This is a genomic window from Mesorhizobium sp. WSM4832 (genome assembly GCF_055811115.1).
Genome location: NZ_JBVVQH010000014.1, coordinates 164,648 through 186,903, shown reverse-complemented (window position 1 = coordinate 186,903; position 22,256 = coordinate 164,648). Strand labels below are relative to the sequence as shown.

The 22,256-nt window shown below is 62.6% G+C and carries 21 protein-coding genes; 9 read left to right on the top strand and 12 right to left on the bottom strand.

All coding sequences use genetic code 11. The features are described from left to right. Positions 1 to 154: 154 nt before the first annotated feature. From AC0L2L_RS20700 to AC0L2L_RS20685, 4 genes are read left to right on the top strand one after another with little or no spacing between them, the layout of a single operon-like run. Positions 155 to 1,015 (top strand): FAD binding domain-containing protein, encoded by an 861-nt coding sequence (locus AC0L2L_RS20700; RefSeq protein WP_473580720.1) that lies wholly within the window; start codon positions 155 to 157, stop codon positions 1,013 to 1,015. Continuing rightward, positions 1,015 to 1,491 carry a (2Fe-2S)-binding protein gene (locus AC0L2L_RS20695; protein ID WP_127228161.1) on the top strand — a complete coding sequence of 159 codons (477 nt, stop codon included), beginning with the start codon at positions 1,015 to 1,017 and terminating at the stop codon, positions 1,489 to 1,491. The genes AC0L2L_RS20700 and AC0L2L_RS20695 overlap by 1 nt, the downstream gene beginning before the upstream one ends. 1 nt (position 1,492) lies before the next feature. Continuing rightward, the gene (locus AC0L2L_RS20690) at positions 1,493 to 3,757 is read left to right on the top strand and encodes a xanthine dehydrogenase family protein molybdopterin-binding subunit (RefSeq protein WP_473580718.1); all 2,265 of its coding nucleotides are present in this window, start codon (positions 1,493 to 1,495) and stop codon (positions 3,755 to 3,757) included. A 17-nt stretch (positions 3,758 to 3,774) separates the two neighbouring features. Beyond that, complete coding sequence (locus tag AC0L2L_RS20685; protein ID WP_071030809.1) at positions 3,775 to 4,020, top strand: MoaD/ThiS family protein; 246 nt, start codon at positions 3,775 to 3,777, stop codon at positions 4,018 to 4,020. Between the two features lie 135 nt (positions 4,021 to 4,155). On the opposite strand, the gene AC0L2L_RS20680 is transcribed toward AC0L2L_RS20685, so the two are convergent. The 8 genes from AC0L2L_RS20680 to AC0L2L_RS20645 form a co-directional block, all read right to left on the bottom strand. Next, on the bottom strand, positions 4,156 to 5,445 hold the full coding sequence (locus tag AC0L2L_RS20680) for a hypothetical protein (protein WP_473580716.1): 1,290 nt from the start codon (positions 5,443 to 5,445) through the stop codon (positions 4,156 to 4,158). A 74-nt stretch (positions 5,446 to 5,519) separates the two neighbouring features. Continuing rightward, positions 5,520 to 6,497 carry a hypothetical protein gene (locus tag AC0L2L_RS20675; protein ID WP_473580714.1) on the bottom strand — a complete coding sequence of 326 codons (978 nt, stop codon included), beginning with the start codon at positions 6,495 to 6,497 and terminating at the stop codon, positions 5,520 to 5,522. A gap of 476 nt (positions 6,498 to 6,973) precedes the next feature. Further along, positions 6,974 to 8,107: a UvrD-helicase domain-containing protein gene (locus tag AC0L2L_RS20670; protein ID WP_473580711.1), complete on the bottom strand. Its 1,134-nt coding sequence runs from the start codon at positions 8,105 to 8,107 to the stop codon at positions 6,974 to 6,976. Next, positions 8,104 to 9,402: a protein kinase domain-containing protein gene (locus AC0L2L_RS20665; RefSeq protein ID WP_473580709.1), complete on the bottom strand. Its 1,299-nt coding sequence runs from the start codon at positions 9,400 to 9,402 to the stop codon at positions 8,104 to 8,106. The genes AC0L2L_RS20670 and AC0L2L_RS20665 overlap by 4 nt, the downstream gene beginning before the upstream one ends. Positions 9,403 to 9,912: 510 nt before the next feature. Further along, complete coding sequence (locus tag AC0L2L_RS20660) at positions 9,913 to 10,332, bottom strand: DOPA 4,5-dioxygenase family protein (RefSeq protein ID WP_473580707.1); 420 nt, start codon at positions 10,330 to 10,332, stop codon at positions 9,913 to 9,915. A gap of 553 nt (positions 10,333 to 10,885) precedes the next feature. Further along, entirely contained in the window at positions 10,886 to 11,650 is a 765-nt protein-coding gene (locus AC0L2L_RS20655; RefSeq protein WP_473580705.1) for a Stf0 family sulfotransferase, read from the bottom strand. 607 nt (positions 11,651 to 12,257) lie between these two features. Beyond that, a complete protein-coding gene (locus tag AC0L2L_RS20650; RefSeq protein WP_473580703.1) occupies positions 12,258 to 14,402 on the bottom strand; it encodes an ATP-binding cassette domain-containing protein in 2,145 nt (714 codons plus the stop codon). Positions 14,403 to 14,465: 63 nt separating this feature from the next. Then, complete coding sequence (locus AC0L2L_RS20645; RefSeq protein ID WP_473580701.1) at positions 14,466 to 16,448, bottom strand: putative bifunctional diguanylate cyclase/phosphodiesterase; 1,983 nt, start codon at positions 16,446 to 16,448, stop codon at positions 14,466 to 14,468. Between the two features lie 200 nt (positions 16,449 to 16,648). Here AC0L2L_RS20645 and AC0L2L_RS20640 point away from each other — a divergent pair, with 200 nt between their 5' ends. Continuing rightward, positions 16,649 to 17,797: an amidohydrolase gene (locus AC0L2L_RS20640; protein WP_473580699.1), complete on the top strand. Its 1,149-nt coding sequence runs from the start codon at positions 16,649 to 16,651 to the stop codon at positions 17,795 to 17,797. 81 nt (positions 17,798 to 17,878) lie between these two features. Here AC0L2L_RS20640 and AC0L2L_RS20635 read toward each other — a convergent pair whose 3' ends face one another. Beyond that, complete coding sequence (locus tag AC0L2L_RS20635) at positions 17,879 to 18,286, bottom strand: DUF982 domain-containing protein (protein ID WP_473580698.1); 408 nt, start codon at positions 18,284 to 18,286, stop codon at positions 17,879 to 17,881. A gap of 190 nt (positions 18,287 to 18,476) precedes the next feature. On the opposite strand from AC0L2L_RS20635, the gene AC0L2L_RS20630 reads away from it, so the two are divergent. Continuing rightward, positions 18,477 to 18,821 carry a VanZ family protein gene (locus tag AC0L2L_RS20630; protein WP_473580696.1) on the top strand — a complete coding sequence of 115 codons (345 nt, stop codon included), beginning with the start codon at positions 18,477 to 18,479 and terminating at the stop codon, positions 18,819 to 18,821. Between the two features lie 113 nt (positions 18,822 to 18,934). Continuing rightward, positions 18,935 to 19,486, top strand: coding sequence for a DNA-3-methyladenine glycosylase (locus AC0L2L_RS20625; RefSeq protein WP_473580693.1), 552 nt, complete (start codon positions 18,935 to 18,937; stop codon positions 19,484 to 19,486). A gap of 33 nt (positions 19,487 to 19,519) precedes the next feature. Here AC0L2L_RS20625 and AC0L2L_RS20620 read toward each other — a convergent pair whose 3' ends face one another. After that, complete coding sequence (locus AC0L2L_RS20620; protein WP_473580691.1) at positions 19,520 to 19,834, bottom strand: EthD family reductase; 315 nt, start codon at positions 19,832 to 19,834, stop codon at positions 19,520 to 19,522. A gap of 201 nt (positions 19,835 to 20,035) precedes the next feature. Between AC0L2L_RS20620 and AC0L2L_RS20615 the strand changes: the two genes are divergently transcribed. After that, a complete protein-coding gene (locus tag AC0L2L_RS20615) occupies positions 20,036 to 20,395 on the top strand; it encodes a hypothetical protein (protein WP_473580690.1) in 360 nt (119 codons plus the stop codon). Positions 20,396 to 20,419: 24 nt separating this feature from the next. On the opposite strand, the gene AC0L2L_RS20610 is transcribed toward AC0L2L_RS20615, so the two are convergent. Together AC0L2L_RS20610 and AC0L2L_RS20605 are read right to left on the bottom strand one after the other, a co-directional pair. Continuing rightward, positions 20,420 to 21,031: a dihydrofolate reductase family protein gene (locus tag AC0L2L_RS20610; protein WP_473580688.1), complete on the bottom strand. Its 612-nt coding sequence runs from the start codon at positions 21,029 to 21,031 to the stop codon at positions 20,420 to 20,422. Between the two features lies 1 nt (position 21,032). After that, a complete protein-coding gene (locus tag AC0L2L_RS20605; RefSeq protein WP_473580686.1) occupies positions 21,033 to 21,563 on the bottom strand; it encodes a cupin in 531 nt (176 codons plus the stop codon). A gap of 81 nt (positions 21,564 to 21,644) precedes the next feature. On the opposite strand from AC0L2L_RS20605, the gene AC0L2L_RS20600 reads away from it, so the two are divergent. Continuing rightward, complete coding sequence (locus AC0L2L_RS20600) at positions 21,645 to 22,238, top strand: hypothetical protein (protein WP_473580684.1); 594 nt, start codon at positions 21,645 to 21,647, stop codon at positions 22,236 to 22,238. Positions 22,239 to 22,256 lie beyond the last annotated feature (18 nt).

Genomic DNA, 22,256 nt, shown 5'->3' with positions numbered 1-22,256 from the left:
CCCCCCGCCCTGCCCCTCAGCGCCGCCCCTGGCCCGCTCTCTGGGTGCATCTGGAACAGGGCTCTGGCCCAACCCGGACATGCACGAACGGGATGGCCATTATAAACAGAGGCTTTATAACGGGCGGTCCGATCATGACCACCAAGGGGAGACGATGCGTTACATACGTCCGCTTTCAATCGAAGATGCCGTTGGCGAGCTCGCCAAGGCGGTAGGCCCGGCCGCCATCCTGGCCGGGGGCAGCGACCTTCTGGTGAGGATGAAGGGCGGCTTCATCGAGCCCGAGCTGATCGTCGACATCAAGGCGATCGGTGGCCTGAGCGACATCACCGAAACGGCCGACGGTTTCCGGATCGGCGCCGCGGTGCCCTGCGCGGTGCTGGGCGAGAACAAGGCGCTCAGGCAGGCATGGCCGGGCGTGGTCGAGGCGGCCAATCTGATCGGCTCCAAGCAGGTGCAGGGACGCTGCACCATCACCGGCAATCTGTGCAACGCCTCGCCCGCCGCCGACAGCGTGCCGGCGCTGGTCGCGGCCGGCGCCAGGGCGGTCGTCGCCGGGCCGTCCGGCAAGCGCACCATTGCCGTCGAGACCGTGCCGACCGGACCCGGCCGGACCTCGCTTGCCAAGGGCGAGATCATCGAGGCGATCCTGCTCGACAAGCGGCCGCCGCATCCGGGCGACGCCTACCTGCGCTTCATTCCGCGCACCGAGATGGACATCGCGGTGGTGAGCGCCGGCGTGAACCTGACGCTGGACGATCATGGCGTGGTCAAGACCGCCCGCGTGGCGATCGGCGCGGCGGCACCCACGGTGCTGCTGGTAGAGGAAGCGGCGCAAGTGCTGATCGGCTCGAAGCTCGATGAAGAGACGCTGGAGCGGCTGGCGAAGATCTGCGCCGGCGAGTGCCGTCCGATCGACGACAAGCGCGGCACCATCGAATTCAGACGGAAAGTCGCGGGCGTGCTGGCGAGCCGAGCCGCAGCGACCGCCTACAAGCGTGCAGGAGGCAAATAATGGCCGGTGTAGCTGTATCAACGACGATCAACGGCGACGCCGTCGAGTATCTCTGCCAGCCCGACGAGACGCTGCTCGACGTGCTGCGCGATCGCCTCGGCCTGACCGGGGCCAAGGAAGGCTGCGGCACCGGCGACTGCGGCGCCTGCAGCGTCATCGTCGACGGAAGGCTGGTCTGCTCCTGCCTGGTGCTGGGCGCGGAGGCGGAGGGCCGCAAGGTCGAGACCATCGAAGGCATGGCGCATGGCGACCAGCTGCACCCGCTGCAGCAGAAGTTCCTGGAGCACGCCGCCCTGCAATGCGGCATCTGCACGCCCGGCTTCCTGATCGCGGCGAAGGACCTTTTGGCCAAGAACCCCTCGCCCACCGAGGAAGAAATCCGCTTCGGTCTCGCCGGGAACCTTTGCCGCTGCACCGGTTATGACAAGATCGTGCGCGCCGTCCAGGACGCGGCTGAAGTGATGAAGGGAGCCTGAGATGAATTTCGATCCGCGCTTTTCGGGACGTAAGTTCTCTTCCGTCGGCACGCGCCCCATCCGCCCCGACGGCGTCGACAAGGTGACGGGCCGCGCCCGCTACGGCGCCGACTTCAACATGGCCGGCCAGCTCGTCGGCCGCGTTTTGCGCAGCCCGCATGCCCATGCGGTGATCAGGAAGATCGACACCTCCAAGGCGGAAAAGCTCGCCGGCGTGAAGGCGGTGATCACGGCAAAGGACCTGCCCGACCTCACAGATGGCGATACAGCGATGTACGACATCCTCGACAATTCGATGGCGCGCAAGAAGGCGCTCTATGACGGCCATGCGGTGGCCGCGGTCGCCGCGATCGACGCTCGCACCGCCAGGCAGGCGCTGAAGCTGATCGAGGTCGATTATGAGGTGCTGCCGCATGTCACCGATGTCGACGAGGCGGCGCAGCACCACGCGCCGCTGATCGACGACACGATCTATACCGAGGGGTTGGAGGAAAAGCCGGCAAAGCCCTCCAACATCACCAAGCGCACGCAGTTCGGCCATGGCGATGTCCATTCGGGCTTCGCCCAGGCCGACATGATCGTCGAGCGCTCGTTCAAGACCGAGCAGACGCATCAGGGCTATATCGAGCCGCATGCCTGCGTGGCGAGCGTCAACGCGGACGGCACGGCGGACCTGTGGGTCTGCACGCAAGGCCATTTCGTCTACCGCCAGCATTGCGCCCAGCTGCTCGGCATGGAAGCCTCGAAGCTGCGCGTCACCTCCTCCGAAATCGGCGGCGGTTTTGGCGGCAAGACCCATGTCTGGGCCGAGCCGGTGGCGCTGGCGCTCTCGCGAAAAGCCGGCCGGCCGGTGAAGCTCGTCATGACCCGCGACGAGGTTTTCCGCGCTTCCGGCCCGACCAGCGCCACCTCGATCGACGTCAAGATCGGCGCCCGCAAGGACGGCACCATCACCGCCGCCGAAGCGACGCTGCGCTATAGCTGCGGCCCCTATGCCGGCTCCTGGGCCGAGATCGGCGCGATGACGGCGTTCGCCTGCTACAAGCTGGAGAACGTCAAGACGGTCGGCTACGAAGTGCTGGTCAATCGGCCGAAGACGGCGGCCTATCGCGCGCCTTCAGCGCCGATGGCGGCCTTCGCGGTGGAAAGCGTGGTCGACGAGCTCGCCAAGGAGCTCGGCATGGATGCGGTGGACTTCCGCATCAGGAACGCCGCGCAGGAAGGCACGCGCGCCTCCTACGGCCCGGTCTACGGCCCGATCGGCATCGGGCCGACTCTCGAGGCGGTGAAACACCATCCGCACATGAAGGCGCCGCTCAAGGCAAACCAGGGGCGCGGCATGGCCTGCGGCTTCTGGTTCAATTTCGGCGGCCAGACCTGCACCGATTTGAACATCGGCATGGACGGCTCGGTCTCGCTGGCCGTCGGCACGGTCGATGTCGGCGGCTCCCGCGCCTCGCTGTCGCTGGTAGCGGCGGAAGAGCTCGGCATCGACTATTCCCAGGTCAAGGCGATCGTCGCCGACACGTCTTCCCTCGGTTACAACGACATGACCGACGGCAGCCGCGGCACCTTCTCCTCCTCGATGGCGACGATCTCGGCCGCGCGCAACGCTATTCTGATCCTGCGTGAGCGCGCGGCGCAGACCTGGGATATCCCGGTCGACGACGTGGTCTGGGAAAAGGGCCATGCGATCGCCAGGGGCGAGAAATACGGGAACCTGTCGCCGCTGTCGCTGAAGGACATCGCGGCTGCCTCCGGCAAGACCGGCGGGCCGATCGCCGGCCATAGCGAGCTCGTCGCCGACGGCGCCGGCGTCTCCTTCGCCACCCATATCTGCGACGTCGAGGTCGACCCCGAGACCGGCTCGACCCGGGTGATCCGCTACACGGTGGTGCAGGATGCCGGCAAGGCGGTGCACCCGACCTATGTCGAGGGCCAGTACCAGGGCGGTGCGGCGCAAGGCATCGGCTGGGCGCTCAACGAGGAGTATATCTACGGCAAGGACGGCCGGCTGCAGAACGCCGGCTTCCTCGACTATCGTATCCCGGTATGCTCCGACCTGCCGATGATCGACACGCAGATCCTGGAAATCCCCAACCCCAACCACCCCTATGGCGTGCGCGGCGTCGGCGAAACCTCGATCGTGCCGCCGCTGGCAGCGATCGCCAACGCGGTGTCGAACGCGGTCGGCGTGCGCATGACGCATATTCCGATGTCGCCGCCGCGCATTCTCGCGGCGCTGGAGGCGGAGCGGGAAGGTTAGAACGAGGTCTCACGGCGATGGTGGAGGTCACGCTCTGGGGCTCGCTCAGCACCGTCGCTGGCGGCAAGGCCAAGCACGACATCGAGGCCAAGGACATAAGGGAACTGTTCCGTAAGCTCGCGGAACAGTATCCCGGGATCGAGCCATGGATCGACCGCGGGATCGCGGTGGCGATCGACGGGACGATTTATCGGGATACGTGGTCGAAGGAATTGCCGCCGGGGGCGGAGATTTTTTTGCTGCCGCGGTTGGCTGGGGGATGATGGGGCGTGGATCGACGTCGTTCCGGATCGAATTGAATTCGGTCGACGTGGCGCCGATTGATCACAAGGCTTACCCTTGAGTGCCGGTCGGACCCGTTGCTCACGACGGCCCACCTACAGACGACTGTCTATCTCCTAGTAGACGTAGTCAGTAAACGCAAAGTCCAACCCGCGCCCGGCTCGCAATGCCTGACGCAAGACGAGATCACATTTTCGCTTACATTCATCTAGCCACTCACTGTCTTCCAGGGAGATGGTCGTTTTGCCCACATGGAACTGTTCTAGATCACCTGTCATCACTAGGGGCGAAGGCAAATTTGTCCTGTCTGCCGGAGGCAGAATGCCCAATGACGCCCCCTTCCTTCTGAACGCCAGGAGGCCGTCCTCATGCAGCGCCATTCGAATGTTGCGCAACCGATCGGATTGCAACTTCGGTATTGCACGTCGCACGAAGCTCCTATCCGCTAGGCGATACAACTCAAGCGCATCTGGTAATCCGACGCCTTTTAACGCCCTGTCTAGACAAGCAGCGTCAAGTTCAGCAGGCCGATTTTCCTTAAGCCAGGCAACGGCGCATGCGTATGTGAAACCCGGATTCTCCCCACTTTTGAACCCGTGAATGATCCGGTGACCAAATTCAGCCAGCAAACGCGGCGGACGCAATTTCTTTAACACAGATCTCTCCAGACTCAGACAAATATCCGCAAGTGCAGCTCCCCATGCGAATACGGGGCCGATGCTACTCACCCCACTCGATGTAGATAAGACGTGAGCCGCTGCTGAATACGTTATGAGTTTCGGATCATATATATAGTTCCTCAAATCGCGATCATGGATTGCATTGTGTATCAACTTCTTTTCTTCTGAAATATTCGCGATAGCATTTCTAAATGCCTCCTCCTCCCCTGCCATTGCCCGCAGCTCAAGAAGTGCACCCACCGACAACGGCTGCCTTGCTATGATTTGAGCTTCGGTTTCGATCCGAACAAACAAAATGGGATCGTCTGGGCTTCGAGTACCATCGAGCTTGATCCGCTGCCCAGCAGACCATCGATTGATCCAAGGAACGACGGCACCATGAGGAGCCCCTGGAGTGACGTATTTGTAATATCTCGGGAAGAGGATGGCTCGATCAGCATCGAACAGACGCAAGACCTCGACGTACGCCAAATCTTCCGTCTTCGCTGCCAAGAGAGCATCAAAGGCTAAAAAAAGAAGGTCGAGATATCGCTGGCCCCATAGGGTACCGACAATGTCAAGCCAATGATGTAGTTCATGGGCGTACAATCGAACGGGCTCATGGTCGCTGCCTCCCAACAGCGACTCTTCAAATCTTTGGCGGGACAGGTTTGGTAGCTCGAGTATCAGAGTATGGGGGTCCACCGAGCCAACAGTTTGCAACGCCGGTAAAATCTGCTGCCTCAACTAAACTACCCTTGCTATGTACACGAGGCGCAACCCGCACAGGTAACCGTGTCGCGTAGAGAACTCTCTGTTACCTAGGTCTTTTTGGCCGGAGTGTATCTAGAGCCCTTGCGGTTCCTGTTCTCTTTTGGCTCCGGAAGGGACAAGCTTCGCTGAAAATCCCCCCCTTGTTCCTCAAGCCGCTCGACGCGGTGCTGGAGATTTTGCAACACGACATCTAAATCTTGTAGACTACGTCCGCCCTTAACTTTGTCAGGTTGATTTCTCGTCGATTCAGCTCTCGAATTTCCCGAGGCCGGCAAGACGCTGTCGTTGCGGCCATAAGGGAACGCGCTCGTTACCCCCAGCGTTAATTCCACTGACAGCACGCGGGCGGACGTGCCTCGTACATCGAGTTTGAGAGACCTGCCCGGAGTGATCCACCTGGAAAGCTCTTCATATGCGATGTCGCAGGAAGGGCGTCCTCGTAAGTCATCAGCAGCGAGAAGGCCCTTAGCGACAAGGCGACCCAAACCGCCTTGGTCAGACATGACTCTGAGAGGTGTCATGGCTCCGGCAAACGCGCCTTGCCAGATCGGTGCGAGCGGAAGGGCACGAGCATGCCGGCGCAACAACTCCGGCGCCACAGCCACTCCTGGATCGACGAAGCTAGCTCCGAGACCAAGCAGGGCGTCAATGGCAGGAGACCGGGGGCCGGACGCCAAGCGATCGGCCAGCCGATCCAGCGCTCGAACTCTTTCGACCTGAGGGCCTTGTGCGCAGAACGTCAGCTCCGGCAGATCAAAATAGTCTCGAGCCTGCGTAGCCGTCCTTGCAATGAGTTCAGCCGTTTCCACGTCCGCCGACTGCTGAGCGATATGCGACAGAATGCTAATCAACGGATCCAGGGCCTGTTGATCACTATACGTCGTTTTGCCGACCCCCCCGCTCAGTACAAACCATAGGGGAACTAGAGCATCGGCCGCGAGGGGGCGGCTACCATCACGCAGACTTTGGCCAAGCTCGTCGTGGCGACGTGCGAGTTCGACGAAGTTGACGTCGTTGTTCCACACTGCCGCCGCTCGCCCAGCCGCGAAACTGGCAGTCGACGCTGCAGCAGACCCGGGCACATCTCGTAAATTTTGAATCCCTCCCGCTTGTACGCTGCATTCAGCCATAACTACGCCAACCCAGGCGCCTAGCATACTTCCAAGAGTTACAGCGGGAGGACGGGTAGCAACTCGCTCGGCTTGAGACTCCGCAAGAATGCGGCACCATTGGCTCACGGGAGACAGAGCGGGGAAGTATGAGTTGAGCCATGCCAAAGTGTCCGCGAAGTCCTCATCGCGAACGACCAAGACTTCCGCCAAAGGATCACCCGGCGTGGCACTCCAGCTGCCAACTGCCCCACCACGTGCGGGAGGGCGTCGGCGCGCGAAGCGATCCCACAAGTTTGGCTCCACGATCAAGCGTCCAAACTGCGTCAAGGCCTCTGGTAGAGCATCACGCTCGAAATGGCCGCCGCGAAAGGTTTCAGGCATGTGATATCTCAAAACAGTGTGGACAGATCGGTCGTCAGTTCGCCGCTCGCCGGCACCATGTGACCCAAGAGCGGGCCCACATGATAGACGGATACCTCCGTCTTAGCACGCGTCACGGCCGTGAAAGCCAGTTCCCTGTTGTGCGATTTGAATTCCTCCCCATCGAAAAGGTGCACGGCTCGAAATTCTGATCCTTTTGCCGCATAAATGGTCATGACGCGAACACGGCTGCTATCGTCGTACGCATGATAGTCGTTGCTTTTTTGACGCACCGTAATCGATGAAAGTACGCGATCGGCTCGCGCTGCCGCAATGAACTTATCCAAGGGGTCGTTGAAGGGTCCGATCACGCCAATCGGCTCGTCTGTGATGTAACGCAACTGCTCCTTCACCTTCGCTATGCACTTTTGAATCATTTCATCCTCATCCGCGCAAGCGACGGATTCCACGGATGACGGCCGAAGTCGCTCAGGATAATTGCATCCTTCTAGGAGCGGAGATTGGTCCGCCTTAGGGGGTAATATCTGGTCGGCATACTCACAAATTCTCTCACCTATGCGGTAATGACGACTCAGTTCCATCGTCTCATCGGCGATGGCCTTAGCGGCCTTGAGACCTTCTCCCTTCCAAATCCGCTGCCGTATATCGCCGGCGAAATTTACGCGGCTGGCAAGGCGGCGAATTAACTGAAGTTCGCGTTCAGAAAAATCCTGAACTTCATCAACGAACATAGCGTCATAGAGCTTCCCAAGCTTTTGATCCTCAACTGTCTCCTCAAGTGCCTCGACAATGGCGTGGCGCTCCTCGTCGAAATTTTCACTGTCTTCCGGCAATTCTCCACCATGGTTCCTAATGATAGCTCTGGCCCAGGCCATGAAAGTGGATATCTCTTCCCTCTGGATCTGATCGGCACGGCCCATATTCGGGCCCGACCTCAAATGTTCTGCCAGTGCACGGGTGAAGGTTAGAACCATTTGTCGTGCTCCGACCGGACGAACATAGTTCGCCCTCAACATAAGAATGTTAGTCTTTCCGGATCCGGGCGGACCTAAGATCAGAAGCGAGCTATCTGCAGTGGCAGTCAGGATGGCCTTTTGATCGCTATCCAGTTGTGACGGGTCGACCCACCAGGTTTCGTTCACGAGATATCCTCCCCCGATCCAAACGCGGACGTGGCCTGGGTCGTCAAGGCAACATCCAATGCGTAGAGATACTGAGCCGCCAAAACATCGGGAATGCCGGTTTCAGGTAGGTCGGGACCGTCCGCGTGAATCCTCAATACGGCAGGCACATGCTCGGCGTCCGCATCACTAATAATCCGCACCGCTAAGCCATCATCGATTCGAACCAAATCTAAATAGATGGCAGCTTCAGCGGATGCGAAATTCAGCTGCCATCGGATTCCCTGAGGCATGGCCTGCTCCTTCATGGTAACTGCGCCTAGGGTATTAGCTTCCAGCCGAGCAGCTTCCATACCCCATGACCGGACTTTCTTTCTCCAAACCGCAATAGTAGGGCTTGCCGGCGTGGCTTCGCCTTGTCTGCTTTTCCCAATTCGTCGACGAAGTGCGTCGAGATCATCGGCATCGGCCAAAAAATCGTCGAGCTGCACTGCAGCTGCTCGAATACTCGGATCCTTCTCCAGCGCTGCTAAGCAAAGGGCAATCAACCGAGGTTGGACGGACGCGCTTACCACTCGCGGGCGTTTTTCCGTCACCGCTTTGAAGAGCTTAAACTTATTCTTAGTGGCCTTTTCTTCAGAAAATATAGAGGCCTTTGTTATAAGGTCATGCAATACCGCCCCTACCTGATATAGATTGATAGCAATAAACCCTATGTTCCCCGGTATCTCATCCCTTAAAAGGAATTCCGGCGGGCTATATTGAGCAGTCGCAATGAATTTATTCCCATCCGTCCCACTACCCTCGTCGTATGCGATGCGGCGCATAACCCCGAAGTCCAGAAGTTTTAGCTGCTCGAAATTATCCGACACCACTATATTTGCTGGCTTTATGTCACGATGAACCAAGCCATTTTCATCCAAAAACTTTACCGCTTTCACAAGCTGCTTAACGAGGCCGTGGATCTTTTCGTCTGGGACGTCCACGAGTCGCTTCTCCAGCGATTTCCAGGGGCAGTACTCCATCAAGAGATACCAGGTGCCATCCTCTTTAATCTCTCCCGTGTCGATAACGTCGACTAGGAAAGGGCATCCGTGGCCTTTTAGCTCCCGCTGTAAATCGATCCGCTTTGCCTCAATAAGTGCATTATCCCCTTCGAAGAACTCAGGATCGTAGATTTTGAGAGCAGCAGGCCCGTCAGCGGTCACTACTTTGTAGACCGCTGCTGACGCTCCATTGTCGATGTATTCAGGTGGCGTCCAACCACGCGCGACGCATAGTCTTTTCGCTATTTCTGTGACGCTAACGAGATTCAACGCGACACCCCTCCCAATTCGGCAGGGCTGACGCAACCTGCCACCAACCCCGGCATCTATTACTGCAACGAGTTTGGGACTGGAAGTAAAAAAATCGACCAAACACAATCCGATTTCCTCAGAAGCTCAGTTTGTGCGGTATTTTTTTAGAAGCCCCAACTCAATCGGCCACACTGATTTACGATCCCAGCGCGCCGCCCTTCTCTGATGCTCTTTTTCAGCGTGAACTCAGGCATACGAAAGGCTCGGGTTCGGGACGGTAAACGATTTGATGATATTGATCTTCAGTAGATCGTGGACCCCATCACTTGGCGATAGTGCGCAACACTGAGATTGCCCCCACCCATCCCCAAATTTTCTCCCTGGCCCATGGATACATAAACCCTCGCGCGGTAATGCGCCTATGGTGGAAGGGCTAAGCACTGGCCTCGGGGCAATGGTGAGGCGCCGGATTGATCCGGGATTATCGCTGGGATTCCAGCCAGATCGAGCCGCCAGATGCGTGGACGCTCACCCCTCACACCCCAGCGTCGGCTCCGTATTCACCTCCAGCGCCTCTTCGGCCTCGTCCTCCTCGCCAAGTACCTCGCCCTTCACCGGCAGCGCGGGGCCGATCCAGATCGGGTCGACCAGATGGTCGCGCTTGGGGTTGGTGGTGTTGGGGTGGACGAGGATGCTTAAGCCGCCGTGGTTCAGCATCAGCCAGGGAACCAGCGTGGCGAAAATCTCGGTGGCGAAGGAGACCTGGTACATGGCCTGCTCATGCGGGCCAACCGGCTCGTCGCGCCAGTTGCCCAGGCGCACGCGGAAACGTTCGCCGATGCGTTGGCGCAGCCATTCGGCATGCTGGCGCTCGGCCGGGGCGCCATAGTAGATGTGGGCGTGATAGCTGGCGATCTCGCTAAGCGGTCTTGGCGTGGGTTCAGTCACCGCAATGCTCCCCTTCGATGGCTTGTTGCCTCAGCGTATACCGTGTGGCGTTGCCTGGCCAAGTGGCGTCCATCCTCGTCGGGTGGCCGGCCAAATCCGCATAGGGTAGCGCTGGCCCCCGCTCCGTCCGCTTCGCCGATCCACCCACTTAGTCAGGGCAATCGCATATGAGTTTTTACGAAGAGGACCCCCACCCTTAATCCCTCCCCACAAGGGGGAGGGAGACTTGGTAGGCGCTGATCCCCGCAAATCGGCCAAAGCGCGGCGCGTCGAAGCGGATTCAGGCGACGCGCTTTAAGCCCTTGTTTTGACGCATGTCGTTCTCCCAAAACCGCTGCGCGGTTTTGGGAGACATCCATTAGGTTCGACGCCAAAAAGGGTGGCATGCGGCAGCGTTCCCTCCCCCTTGTGGGGAGGATTAAGGGTGGGGGTCCTCTTCGTAAGAACTCTATGCGATTGCCCTGCCCACTTTGTGGGGGCGAGGAAACGCCAACCGCAGAGGCCGCGGCGGTCGTTTGGTTGCTCCCACGGACCCAGGCCGCCGGAGCTCCTTTCAGAAGCGCCTTCGGCTCAAGGGCCGCTTCAGGGCGATGCGGGCGAAATTGTCGAGCGTGCGGGGCACCGGGGCGTCCTCGATCGCCTCGATGGCGCCCTTCTCCTCGGCTCCCTGGCGAAAGCGCCTTACCCAGTCCTCGGTGAGATCGTCGCGCTGGATCTTGAATTGCGAGACCGGCACGGCTGCCGGAACCGGAACGTCGAGCAATCCGGCAACGGCTTCGAGGTAGGGCTGCGGATCGTCCAGCAGGTCCTCGTAGACGAAATGGCGCGACGGCAATTCCGAAAGGTTGAGATAGGCGCGCCAGAACGCGTAGCTCTGCTCGATCTGGAAGAAAGCCTGGCTGATGCCGGCAAAGCTGTAGGGCACGGGAGACCCGGCGCCCTTGTACCAGCTTGCCCACGAGTTCGAAGCGCTGGCGCGGTAGAAGGAAATGGCCTGGCGAAGGCGATCGCGGCGTTCGAGCGCTATGAAGCCCAGATCGTGCTTCCTGCGGATTTCGAGCAGGAAATCCTTGCCGCATTTGCCCTTCGACCAGACCAGATGGCGTGGAAACAGCTTGACGGCGAAGCGGCCGTTTTCGGTCGAGGATTTGCGGATGACCGTTTCCTCGATCGCGTCGTAGCCGCCCGGCTCGGGGCCCAGATGCAACGGTTTGAGCCATTCCGCCGAGCGGCCCATGGTGCCTGTCGCATTGGTGAGGCTTCCGAGCCAGCTCGAACCGCTTCTTCCTTCGGTCAGGACCGCAACCCCCTTCAACATGCCTCCTTTGCCTGCTTCCACCAGGAACGCTCGACACCTCTCCGTCGGGCCCAAGCGAAGGCCGCTCCCTGCTTCCGCCGATCAATCACGCAAGGTCTAATATGTTCCGGCCTTCCTTGCCACAAGCCGGTCATCGAAGCGAGGCGTCCGGGATCGGCGAAGCGGCTCACGCCTTTTGGCTGGTCACGTCCTCCCTGTCGGCCTGTGGCGATTAGAGGCTGCGGCGGCGGTGGGCGTCAAGGGTTGCCGGTAGGCGCGGAGACGGGTGCCACATCGCAGACGCCGGCGCTGCCCCGCTCCGTCTCGGCGCTCCGCACCGAGCCACCTCTCCCCCACTTTGTCTACGGCATGCACACATTTTCTGTGACTGGCGTGACTGATCGGGCCGAGGCTTGATTGCCACGTGGTTCCCCCAATCCGTCGCTGCTTCGCAGCGCCACCTTTCCCCCTCCGGAGGGAAAGGAACGGAGCCTTGCTGGACGAGCGTTGACGGCAAAAAGCCTGGCGCCTTTCCTCTACCCCGTCGATCGGGGGAGAGGTGGCTCGGCGAAGCCGAGACGGAGTGGGGGGTCGACCTCCGCGATTGCGCGCAACCTCGGAGCGCCCCCTACCCCTTATTACCATTCGCGCCACTTCCCCACAGCGCCCGCTGGATCAAGCCACGCTTCTTCTTCCTCGACACCAGATCGACGTCGCTGACCAGCCGCGCCCCGCCTTCGCGCCGCTCCAGCGTTATCTTGCGGGTGTGGAACGCCTCCAGCTCGGCGCGGTGGGCGACGCTGATGATGGTGACCCTGGGCAGTTCCTGGATCACCGTCTGCATCATCTTGTCCTGGCTCTTCTCGTCGAGCGCCGAGGTGGCTTCGTCGAGCACGACGATGTCGGGCGCGTGCAGCAAAAGGCGGGCGAAGGCCAGGCGCTGCTTTTCGCCGCCCGACAGCGTCTGGTCCCAGGGCGCCTCTTCCTCCAGCCGGTCCTTCAGATAGGCGAGGCCGACCTTGTCGAGGGCGGCGTCGATCTCTTTCGTCTTCCAATTGTCGGCGGCGGCGGGATAGGCGGTGGCGCGGCGCAGCGTGCCGGACGGGATGTAGGGGCGCTGCGGCAGCATGAACAGCCGCTTGCCGGGGTGGAAATCGACGCTGCCGCTGCCCCAGGGCCACAGGCCGGCGATGGCGCGCACCAGCGTCGACTTGCCGGTGCCGGATTCGCCCGAGACCAGCACGCGCTCGCCGGGCTCGATCTCGACCTCGGTTTCCTTCACCACCGAGGTACCGTCGTCGAGCGTCACGGAAAGGTTGTTGAGGCTGAGCATGGCGCCGTCTGCGGTCTCGCCGCGCTGGATGCGGCCCAGCCTGTCGTTCTCCTCGGCGCGTTCCAGCCCGTCGAGCGACATCATCAGCGAGGCGATGCGGTGGGCCGATGCGTTCCAGTCGGCAAGGCGCGGATAATTGTCGACCAGCCAGCCGAAGGCCCCTTGCACGATAGCGAAGGCGGAGGCCGCCTGCATGACCTGGCCGAGCGTCATCGAGCCGTCGAGGAATTTCGGCGCGCAAAGCAGCACCGGCACGACCGGCGCGAACAGGCTGGAGACCTGCGAGACCAGCGCGGTGCGCATGTGCTGGCCGGTGAGCCGCGCCCAGCGGCCGAGCACGCCGGCGAAGGTGCGGTCGATGCCGGCATTCTCCTCCTCCTCGCCGCCGAGCAGGGCGATGCTCTCGCCGTTTTCGCGCACGCGCGTCAGCACGTAGCGGAACTCGGCCTCGGCCTGGTTCTTGTCCTCGGAAAGCTGGACGAAGCGGCGGCCGATGGTGAACATCGAGGTCGAGGTTATCGCCGCATAGATGACCGCGGTGACGACGAGGAAGCCGGGCACGGTGATGGTCGAGCCGCCCAGCGTGAAGCTCAGCGCGCCGCCGATGGTCCACAGCACGACGATGAAGGTCGACGCCGACAGGAAGGCATTGAGGACGCCGGCGATGAAATCGACGGGCGATTCCGTCGCGATGCGCAGATCCTCCGTCAGCCGGGCCTCGGGGTTGGCGTGGTCGCCCTTGACGAGGTTGAGCTGGTAGTAGCGGCCGCTGGCCAGCCAGCGCTGGACGACCGCCGTGGCCAGCCAGGAGCGCCAGCGGCGCTGCATGGTCATGCGCAGGTAAACCTGGGCCACGACCAGGCTGATGCTGCCGGCGACCAGCGGCAGGAAGATGGCGCTCAAGACATAGACGGTGTGGGCGTCGCGCAGCTCGATGGCGTCGAAGATCGCGCGGTTCCAGCGGTTGATGCCGTACTGGAAGCCGACATTGACGCAGATCAGCACCAGGAGCCCGATCGTCAGCGGCCAGGCGAGCCTGTCGCCGCGAAAACCCCAATAGCCGCGCCCGCTGATCCAGAAGCGCCGCAGAAGATATCTCTTGCGCGCCCGCTCGGTCTCTTCGGGCGTCAGTCGCGGACCGGGCTCGATGGCCTCCGGCGGCGGCGCTCCGGCATGGCCGATGGCCTCCGGCGCGGCGTCGGCGGGGGCCTTTTCTTCGGGGCTCTCGCCGGCCCGCGGCTTGCGTTGCCGCGCCTTGTCCTCTTTCAGCCTGTCTTCTTGAGGTTTGTCTTGCTGCGTCTTCTCCGGGGGCGGCTTCGGGGTGCCACGCGGTTTCGACTGGCGCAGCTTCTCGTGGCGCGGCTTTGCCGGGCGCGGCTTGCCTGCACCGCGCTGCGTGGCGCTGTCGGCCGGTTTCGGTTTGTGCTTGGCCGGGGGCATCGCGCGACAACGGCCCAAAAATCAAAAGGTTTCACGCGAGCGCTGCCCGGCGCAGGCGGCCGTTCAGGCGGCGTTGCCGCTCCGGGGATTGCGCCGCGGCTCGAAATGAGCTTCGGCGGCGGACTTGCCGGCCGCGTCGAAGGCGAGCGCGTCGCGCATCGGAAGTGCCGCCGAAAACAGATAACCTTGCGCAATCACGCAGCCCAGCGAACGCAGGATCATGCGGTCAGCGTCGGTCTCGACGCCCTCGGCCATCACCTCGATGCCCAGCGTGTGGCCGAGGCCGATGACCGCCTCGACGAGCGCCTGGTCCTCCACCGATTTCGCCAGGTCGCGGACGAAATCCTTGTCGATCTTGATCTTGCGGATGCGGCTGTCCTTCAACGAAACCAGGGTCGAGAAGCCGGTGCCGAAATCGTCCAGAACGATCGATATGCCCGCATCCGCCAGGCGCCCGACCTTTTCGTCGACCCTGGCGCGGTCGACAGGCGCTTCTTCGGTGATCTCGATCTCGAGCATCGCGGCGGGCATATTCCTCGCCTTCAGCCCGTCCAGGATCATGTCGTCGACATTGCCGGCCTCGAGCTCGCGCGGCGAGAGGTTCATCGCGACCCGGACATCCAGGCGTCCCTGTCTCACCAGCTCCGCGATCATGGCGCAGCAATTGCGGAACACCGTCTCGGTCAGAAGCGAAAGCAGGCCGGTTTCGCGCGCGGCGGTGACGATCTCGGGCGGCGAGATGGCGCCATGGATGTCGTGGTGCCAGCGCAGCAGCGCCTCGAAGCCGACCACCGCGCCGGTGTCGAGCCTCACCAGCGGCTGGAACCAGGAGCAGAGCCGGCCCGCTTCGATGGCGCCGCGCAGGTCGCGCTCGATACAGTTCTTGCGCTCCAGCGCTGCGTCGAGTTCGGCGTCGAAGAGGCAGTGTTCGTTGCGGCCGCCGCGCTTGGCCGCATAGAGCGCGAAATCGGCCTTGAGCAGCATTTCCGTCAAGCGCGGCTTTTCCGCCTGATAGATGCCGATCGACGCGCCGACGCGTACCGAGTTCAGCTCCGGGTCCGGATTGGCGATGGCCGCGATGATGGCGGATGCCAGCTCGCCCGCCGGCTGCCGGGTTTCACCCGCCGGGAAAAGCAGCACGAACTCGTCGCCGCCGATGCGCGCGATCGTCGCGCCTTGCGGGGCGTGGTCCTCGATCCTGCGCGCCACCTTGACCAGGAGGTCGTCGCCGATGTTGTGGCCATAGGTGTCGTTGACGGATTTGAAGCCGTCGAGGTCGATCAGCATGGCCACGAACGGGCCGTCGGAAAGTCCGAGCCTGGCGATCGCCTGCTCCAGCCCATACCGGTTGAGCAGATTCGTCAGCGGGTCGCGCCGGGAGTTGCGCTCCATCTCGGCGGCGAACTCGCGCGCCTCGTATTTGAGACGGCTCGTCTCGCGGAAGCGGGATTGTCCCAGAAGCGCGCTTCTGATCATGCCGCCAAGGAACAGCAGGATGGTGAAGGCGAGCACGTAATTTTCGACGCCGCCTTTGGCCAGCACACAGGCGGCGGCGGTGAGAAGCGGCAGTGTGATGAAGTTGATCGAAGCCGGCGCGTAGGAGCTGCCGTAGGTGACCGCACCGGCCGCCGTGCCGGCCAGCACGATCAGATAAAGCGGCGTCTGGGCCGTGGTGTATCCGTCGCTCAGCAGCGCCAGGAAAGACCAGGCGACGCCCGACGCCAGCGCCAGCAGGCCATAGACGGAAAGCCGGGCGCCGGCTGCCTCCGGCCGGCCGTCGGCCGCGCCCGACTGGGCCACCGCAAGCACCACGCGCGCGCCATTTATCAGGGCGATCGCGGTAAACCACGTCACCGCGGCAAGGCCGCCGCCCGACAAGAGCTGCACCGCCAGGATCAGGGCCGACAGCACCGTGCCGACAGGCATCGAGATGAAGACGCACTTGCTCAGCTCGGCGAGCTGATCGCGCAGGATGCCGGCTTCCACGGCTTCGCTGCGACCCTCCGAAGAGGGGCCTGCAACCAGCCGCTCGTCATGCCTTGTCATGGTCCTAGTGGTTAGGCGAGCGGGATGAAAATCCTGTTAAGGATTTCACTCGGCTCGCCCCCGAACGATGTTCCATCATGCTCGCCATCCAGATATCAGCGTATCCGCCGATGGACTATCGGAATTGATCCGCATGGCACGGCGCGAGAAAAACCCTATCGTGTTTGTGTGAGCGGGAAAGCCAAGCGGAGCTCCAACCCATGACCCTGACCAATCGCGACATCGTCGAGCTTACGGAATGGCGCCGCAAGCTGCACCGGCAACCGGAAATCTCGAATGAGGAAGAAAAGACCGCCACGGAAGTGGTCGCCTTCCTCGCCGATACTGGGCCGGACAAAGTGCTGACGGGTCTGGGCGGGCATGGCGTGGCGGCGGTTTATGACAGCGGACAGGCCGGGCCGACGGTGCTGTTCCGCTCGGAGCTCGACGCGCTGCCGATCGAGGAGCTTTCGGGCGTCGAGCATTCCTCTCAGGTGCCGGGCAAGTCGCATATGTGCGGCCATGACGGGCACACCGCGATCCTCGCCGCGCTCGGCCGCCAGTTCGGGCGCGACAGGCCGGCGCGCGGCCGTGTCGTGCTGATGTTCCAGCCGGCCGAGGAGACCGGCAATGGCGCGGCCGGCGTCGTCGCCGATCCGCGCTTTGGCGAGATCGCGCCGGACTTCGCCTTCTCGCTGCACAATCTGCCCGGCGTGCCATTCGGCGAGGTGCGGCTGAAAGCCGGCACCGTCAATTGCGCCTCGCGCGGCATGCGCATCGTGCTCGAAGGCAAGACCGCGCATTCCTCGATGCCCGAAACCGGCACCTCGCCGATGCCGGCGGTGAGCGAGCTGATGCCGGCGCTGCCCGCGCTCGGGCGCGGTACCTTCACTGATGAGGATTTCGGCATGGTGACCGTCACCCATTGCGCGATGGGCGAAGCCGTGTTCGGCATCGCGCCGGGCTATGCGGAAGTGTGGGCGACGCTGCGCACAAGGCGCGACGAGCGCATGGCGGAGCTGGTCGCCGCCGCGGAAGCGCTGGCCGGAAAGATCGCCGCCGCACACGGTCTTGCGGTGCGCTTCGACTATCACGAGATCTTCGTCGCCAGCGTCAACGCGCCGGACGCAGTCGAACATCTCAACCGCGCGCTCGACGAGGAAGGTGTTTCGCGCAGCGAGGAGACGCTGCCGATGCGCGCCTCGGAGGATTTCGGCATTTTCGGCCACAGCGCCAGATCGGCGATGTTCTTCCTCGGCGCCGGCGAAAGGCACCCTTCCCTGCACAACCCCGACTATGATTTTCCCGACGATTTGATCCCGATCGGCTCGCGGATCTTCATGCGCGCGGCGCGCAATCTGCTGGGTTGATCGCTTGAAGAAAGGGCGTGCGCCGCACTTTTCGGCCCGGTGGACCGCCCAGCCGATCCGAAAATAGCGGCCGGCGTCAATTCACGGAAACACTGAACCGATCTGGCTGTCCGCAGCCGACGGTTCGGGCGTATCCGGGGCAAGGATGCCTCGTGCCCGGGCGAAAGCCTCGAAGGCGGCTCGCGCCGATTCCACATCGCTCATGCCGGCCAAGGCAGCGTGACAGGCAGCCGCTGTGGCTGTGTAGGTCGACGTGCGGCTGCCGGACCATTCGTCCAGGACATGACAAGCTTCTATCACGGACGATATCTCACAAGGGAAGCCAAGCCCGACAAACACGTTGACCGGATGGGAAAAGGAAACAACTGTCATCGCCAACCCGCCATGGTGTTCAAGATGCCAGACCCGCTTGTGGCAAGCGCCAGCCAGCGGGTGGCCCGACTGCATGAAGGGCCCTATGGAAAGCCGGGCAGTCGGGCCGAGGACCATCGCTGGCCCTCTTACAATGCTCCACATCAAATCTACCCTTCAAGTCAGCCATTCGGCTGCTGGTATGCAACCGAAGGGAGAGGTGTCGGGAATGATTGCACGCCGACACCACGCCTAAAGCACGTCGCGTGGCCGTTCGATGCCAAGTGCCCATATTGTTATGCCGGCTTGGCGAATGTATGAGCTCGCAATGACCTTGATCTCCCGTATTGCTGCGCTCATCCTGCTCGCGGCCATCACCTTCGCTACGCTCTCGCCTATCGACATGCGCCCGCACCTAGGCGAGGTGAACATGGAACGCGCGCTGGCCTATATCCTGTTCGGTCTTGCCCTGGCCTTGGGATTCCCCTCCCGCCTGACGCAGACGATGCTGTTTGTCTGCGCCGCGGCCGGCGTGTTGGAACTGCTGCAGGTGATCGATCCCGGCCGGCATGCCCGTCTCCAGGATGCCCTCCTGAAAGCGGCGGCCGGCCTGATCGGCATTGTGATAGGACGAATTATCTTTGCCGTGGCGAGAAGGCCCGTGCGCCAGTAGCCGGCAACGGCGATCGCGGCAAACCACGCCGGAGGACGCCCCACCTTACGCTGAACGAACTGGCGACCAGCACCGCAGGATGATCATGGCCTATCTGACAAGCATCCGCCGTCATGCCGCCTGAGCCCGATTTCTTCGCCCGCGACGCGCTCGTGGTGGCGCGTGCGCTGGTTGGCGCCACGCTTGCGCTCGGCGGTGTCGGCGGCATCATCGTCGAGACCGAGGCTTACCGCCCGGACGATCCCGCCTCGCACGCTTATCGCGGCCGCACGGAGCGCAACGCGCCGATGTATGGCGCGCCCGGCAGCGCTTACGTGTACCGCTCCTACGGCCTGCATTGGTGCCTCAATGCGGTGTGCCTGCCGGGCAGCGCGGTGCTGATCCGCGCGATCCAGCCGCAATCCGGCATAGCCCGGATGCGCGGCCGGCGCGGAACCGATGACGAGCGGCTGCTCTGCTCGGGTCCGGGCAAGCTCTGCCAGGCGCTCGGCATCGACGGCTCGCACAATCGGCTTTCGCTGAGCGCGCGCCCCTTCGAGTTTGCCCCGTCGCGGACCGATCCGGCCGCGATCGTCTGCGGCCGCCGGATCGGCCTTACCAAGGCGGTGGAGTTCGAGTGGCGGTTCGGCCTCGGCGGGTCGGCCTATCTCAGCCGCAGGTTCTGAGCGGTGCGATGAAGACGGCCGCAGCGGAGCGACTCAGACCTCCCTGCTGTCGAAGAGGAACATCTGAATGCCTGACTCGTCGGGTGCGTAAAGGCGGCGATCCGTCCCGGCCGCTTTTCCCTCCGGGCTCGCGAAACCCTTCTTCATGGCGTCGAGATCGTCGAAATGCAGCGTCCCGATCAGGTAGACATCGGATGGTCCGGCCACCACCGTGATGGGCCCCTGGCTGACCTCGTATTTCCTGAGACCCGGAATCTTCTTGGCCAGAGGTATGTGCGTCTCGAAATAGTGCTTGTCGAACGCTTTCGCGTCAGCCGGCTGCTTGTAGATAACGACCATTCCAGCCATTGCGGCTCTCCTTTTCTGTAACAGACGAAACCAAGGACGAAACGGTGGGTGGAAACGGAACGGGACGCTAAAAATTTCGAGAACGCGCCTCGAAGGACAGCGACGGCGGCTGTCCGGTCCTCCCATCCGCGCTCGACTATCTCGCTTGTGCGAAGACGCGCTCCGTGTAGTGTCTGCCCTAAATTAGTGGGGACTCAAACGATGAGAATTGCGACGATCGTCGCGCTGAGCGCGGCAGTGGCTGGATGCGCGTCCTCCCCGGTCGACTATGGCGCCTCGCTTTCGCAGCAGGATCCGAAATGGGCATCGCCGGAATGCCAGCAGGCCCGCACGGCGGCTTCGGAATATGCCGTCCGCGAGAAGGAGCATCCCGGCTGGGGCTTCGGCGTGCTGGTTGGCCCCTACAGCATGGGGCTGGTGGCGGCGGTCAAGGAACATGAGCGGCAGCAGCGAAAGCTGTTCGCCCGCAATGTGCATCTGCAATGCTCGAGCCTGCCGCTGCCGAAAGCGCTGGACTTCGATCCGCAAACGGACGCGCCGAAGAAGACACACTATCCGTAGGCGGCGGGCCAAGCGTCCCGGCTTTTACTCCGGCCGTTCGGCTACATCCCTGGCGTCGAGTGCGTAGGTGAGGATCGCCACGCCCGTTGCGGTCGCGACATGGCTCGACAGTTTCATTGTCGAAGGCGGCTGCCCCGGCTCGAACAGGCGGAAGCCATCACCCAGCACCAGCGGGTGGACCATCAACACCAATTCATCGACCAGGCCGCGCCGCATCAGCGCGCGCAGCAGCTTGCCGCTGCCGAACATGATCAGCGCCTTGTCGTGACCTTGCTTGAGCGCACGCACGGTCTGCCCCGCCTCGCCGGCAAGCAGCGTCGAATTCTCCCAGCGCGGTTGATAGCCGGCGTCATGCGAGGCGACGAATTTGCGGGCGCCGGTTAGCGCCGTGGTCATCGCATTGGCCGGCTGGCGGACGGCCCAGGCTTCGTGGAGATCTTCATAAGTCGTCCGGCCGGCAAGCAGCGACCAGCCGCCGGCCATGGCGCCGCCGATGACCTCCTGCATCTTCGCATCGCTGCCCGGAATGCCCCAGCCGCCATGCGTAAAACCGTTGCGCATGTCTTCGTCGGCACGCGCCGGCGCGTGGAAGACGCCGTCCAGGGTCAGATGCTCGATGGCGACGATCCTTGCCATTTCAGCCTTCGCTCCATGCCTTAAGCAGCGGTCCACCGCCGCCATAGACCGGGTCCTTGTCGGGACGACCGACCTTCGGGATCGCGCGCAGCGCATCGGCGTGCTGCTCCGGGCTCCGGCACAGATCATATGTACCGAAAGGCGGATAGGCGCCGACGACGAGCAGATCGGCGGTGGCGGACAGGCGCTGGTGGCCCTCGCCGGCCGGCAGGACCGCCACGTCGCCCGCCTTGACCTTGAGCACCTTGCCCTTGTCGCCGCCGAAGCGGACCTCGGCGGTACCGCGCGCGATGCCCAGAACCTCATGGATGCGCGAGTGATAATGGACGAAGCCGTAGATGCCGTTGCGCCAGCTGTTGCCCCAGCCATTCGCGCCGAAAATATCCTCGAAGACGGCAGCCGGATCGACGTCGTCCGGCAGTTCCACCGCGCCGGGATAGACAAGCATCGGCCAGCGCGGATGGTTGGGGACCAGCCCGTCATCGGCGAAGCGGAAGGTGAGAGGTTTCTGTTTGTCGATGATTTGTGCCATGCTTCCCTCTTCCTTGGGATGCGCTTATTGGGTCTAACGGTTGTCTGAGGGTTTTGCTCCGACGAGCCTGAGGAGGTCACCATGACCGCATTTCGCCTTTCGGCAACCGGCCTTTTTGCACCGACGCTGCTGTTGGCTTCAGTGTTCCTTATGGCCGCCGGCAGCACCAACGCGGCGCCTGCGACCACCGCTACGGCGGCGCCTGCGACCGCTACGGCGGCGCCTGCGACCGCTACGGCGGCGCCTGCGCAGGACCTCTACAAGCTCTGCCGGCAGGTGAAGAACGACGACACCGTCCGCCCCTATTCGCACGAGCTCCATGCCGGCACGGTCAAGGCGTTCAAAAAACTGTTCCCGGATGCCAAGGCCGCGCCGGAGGAGTCCGAGTTGCAGACGCAGGCCAACTATCGCTGCATGAACGGCAAGCTGCTGGCCTGCTTTATCGGCGCCAACCTGCCCTGCGCCAAGATGAATGCCGCGCGCGACAATCCCGGCGCCGACGAGTTCTGCAAGACCAACCCGAATGAAGACGTCGTGCCGGCCTTCGCGACCGGTCACGACGCCGTCTATTCCTACAAATGCCGGAACGGCAAGGCGGTGGTCGCCGGTGCTGCGTGGGCGCTCGACAAGCGCGGCTTCGCCAAAAAATTGTGGGCCGAGGTGCCCCAGCGCTGAGGCTGGCCGCGCCGACCC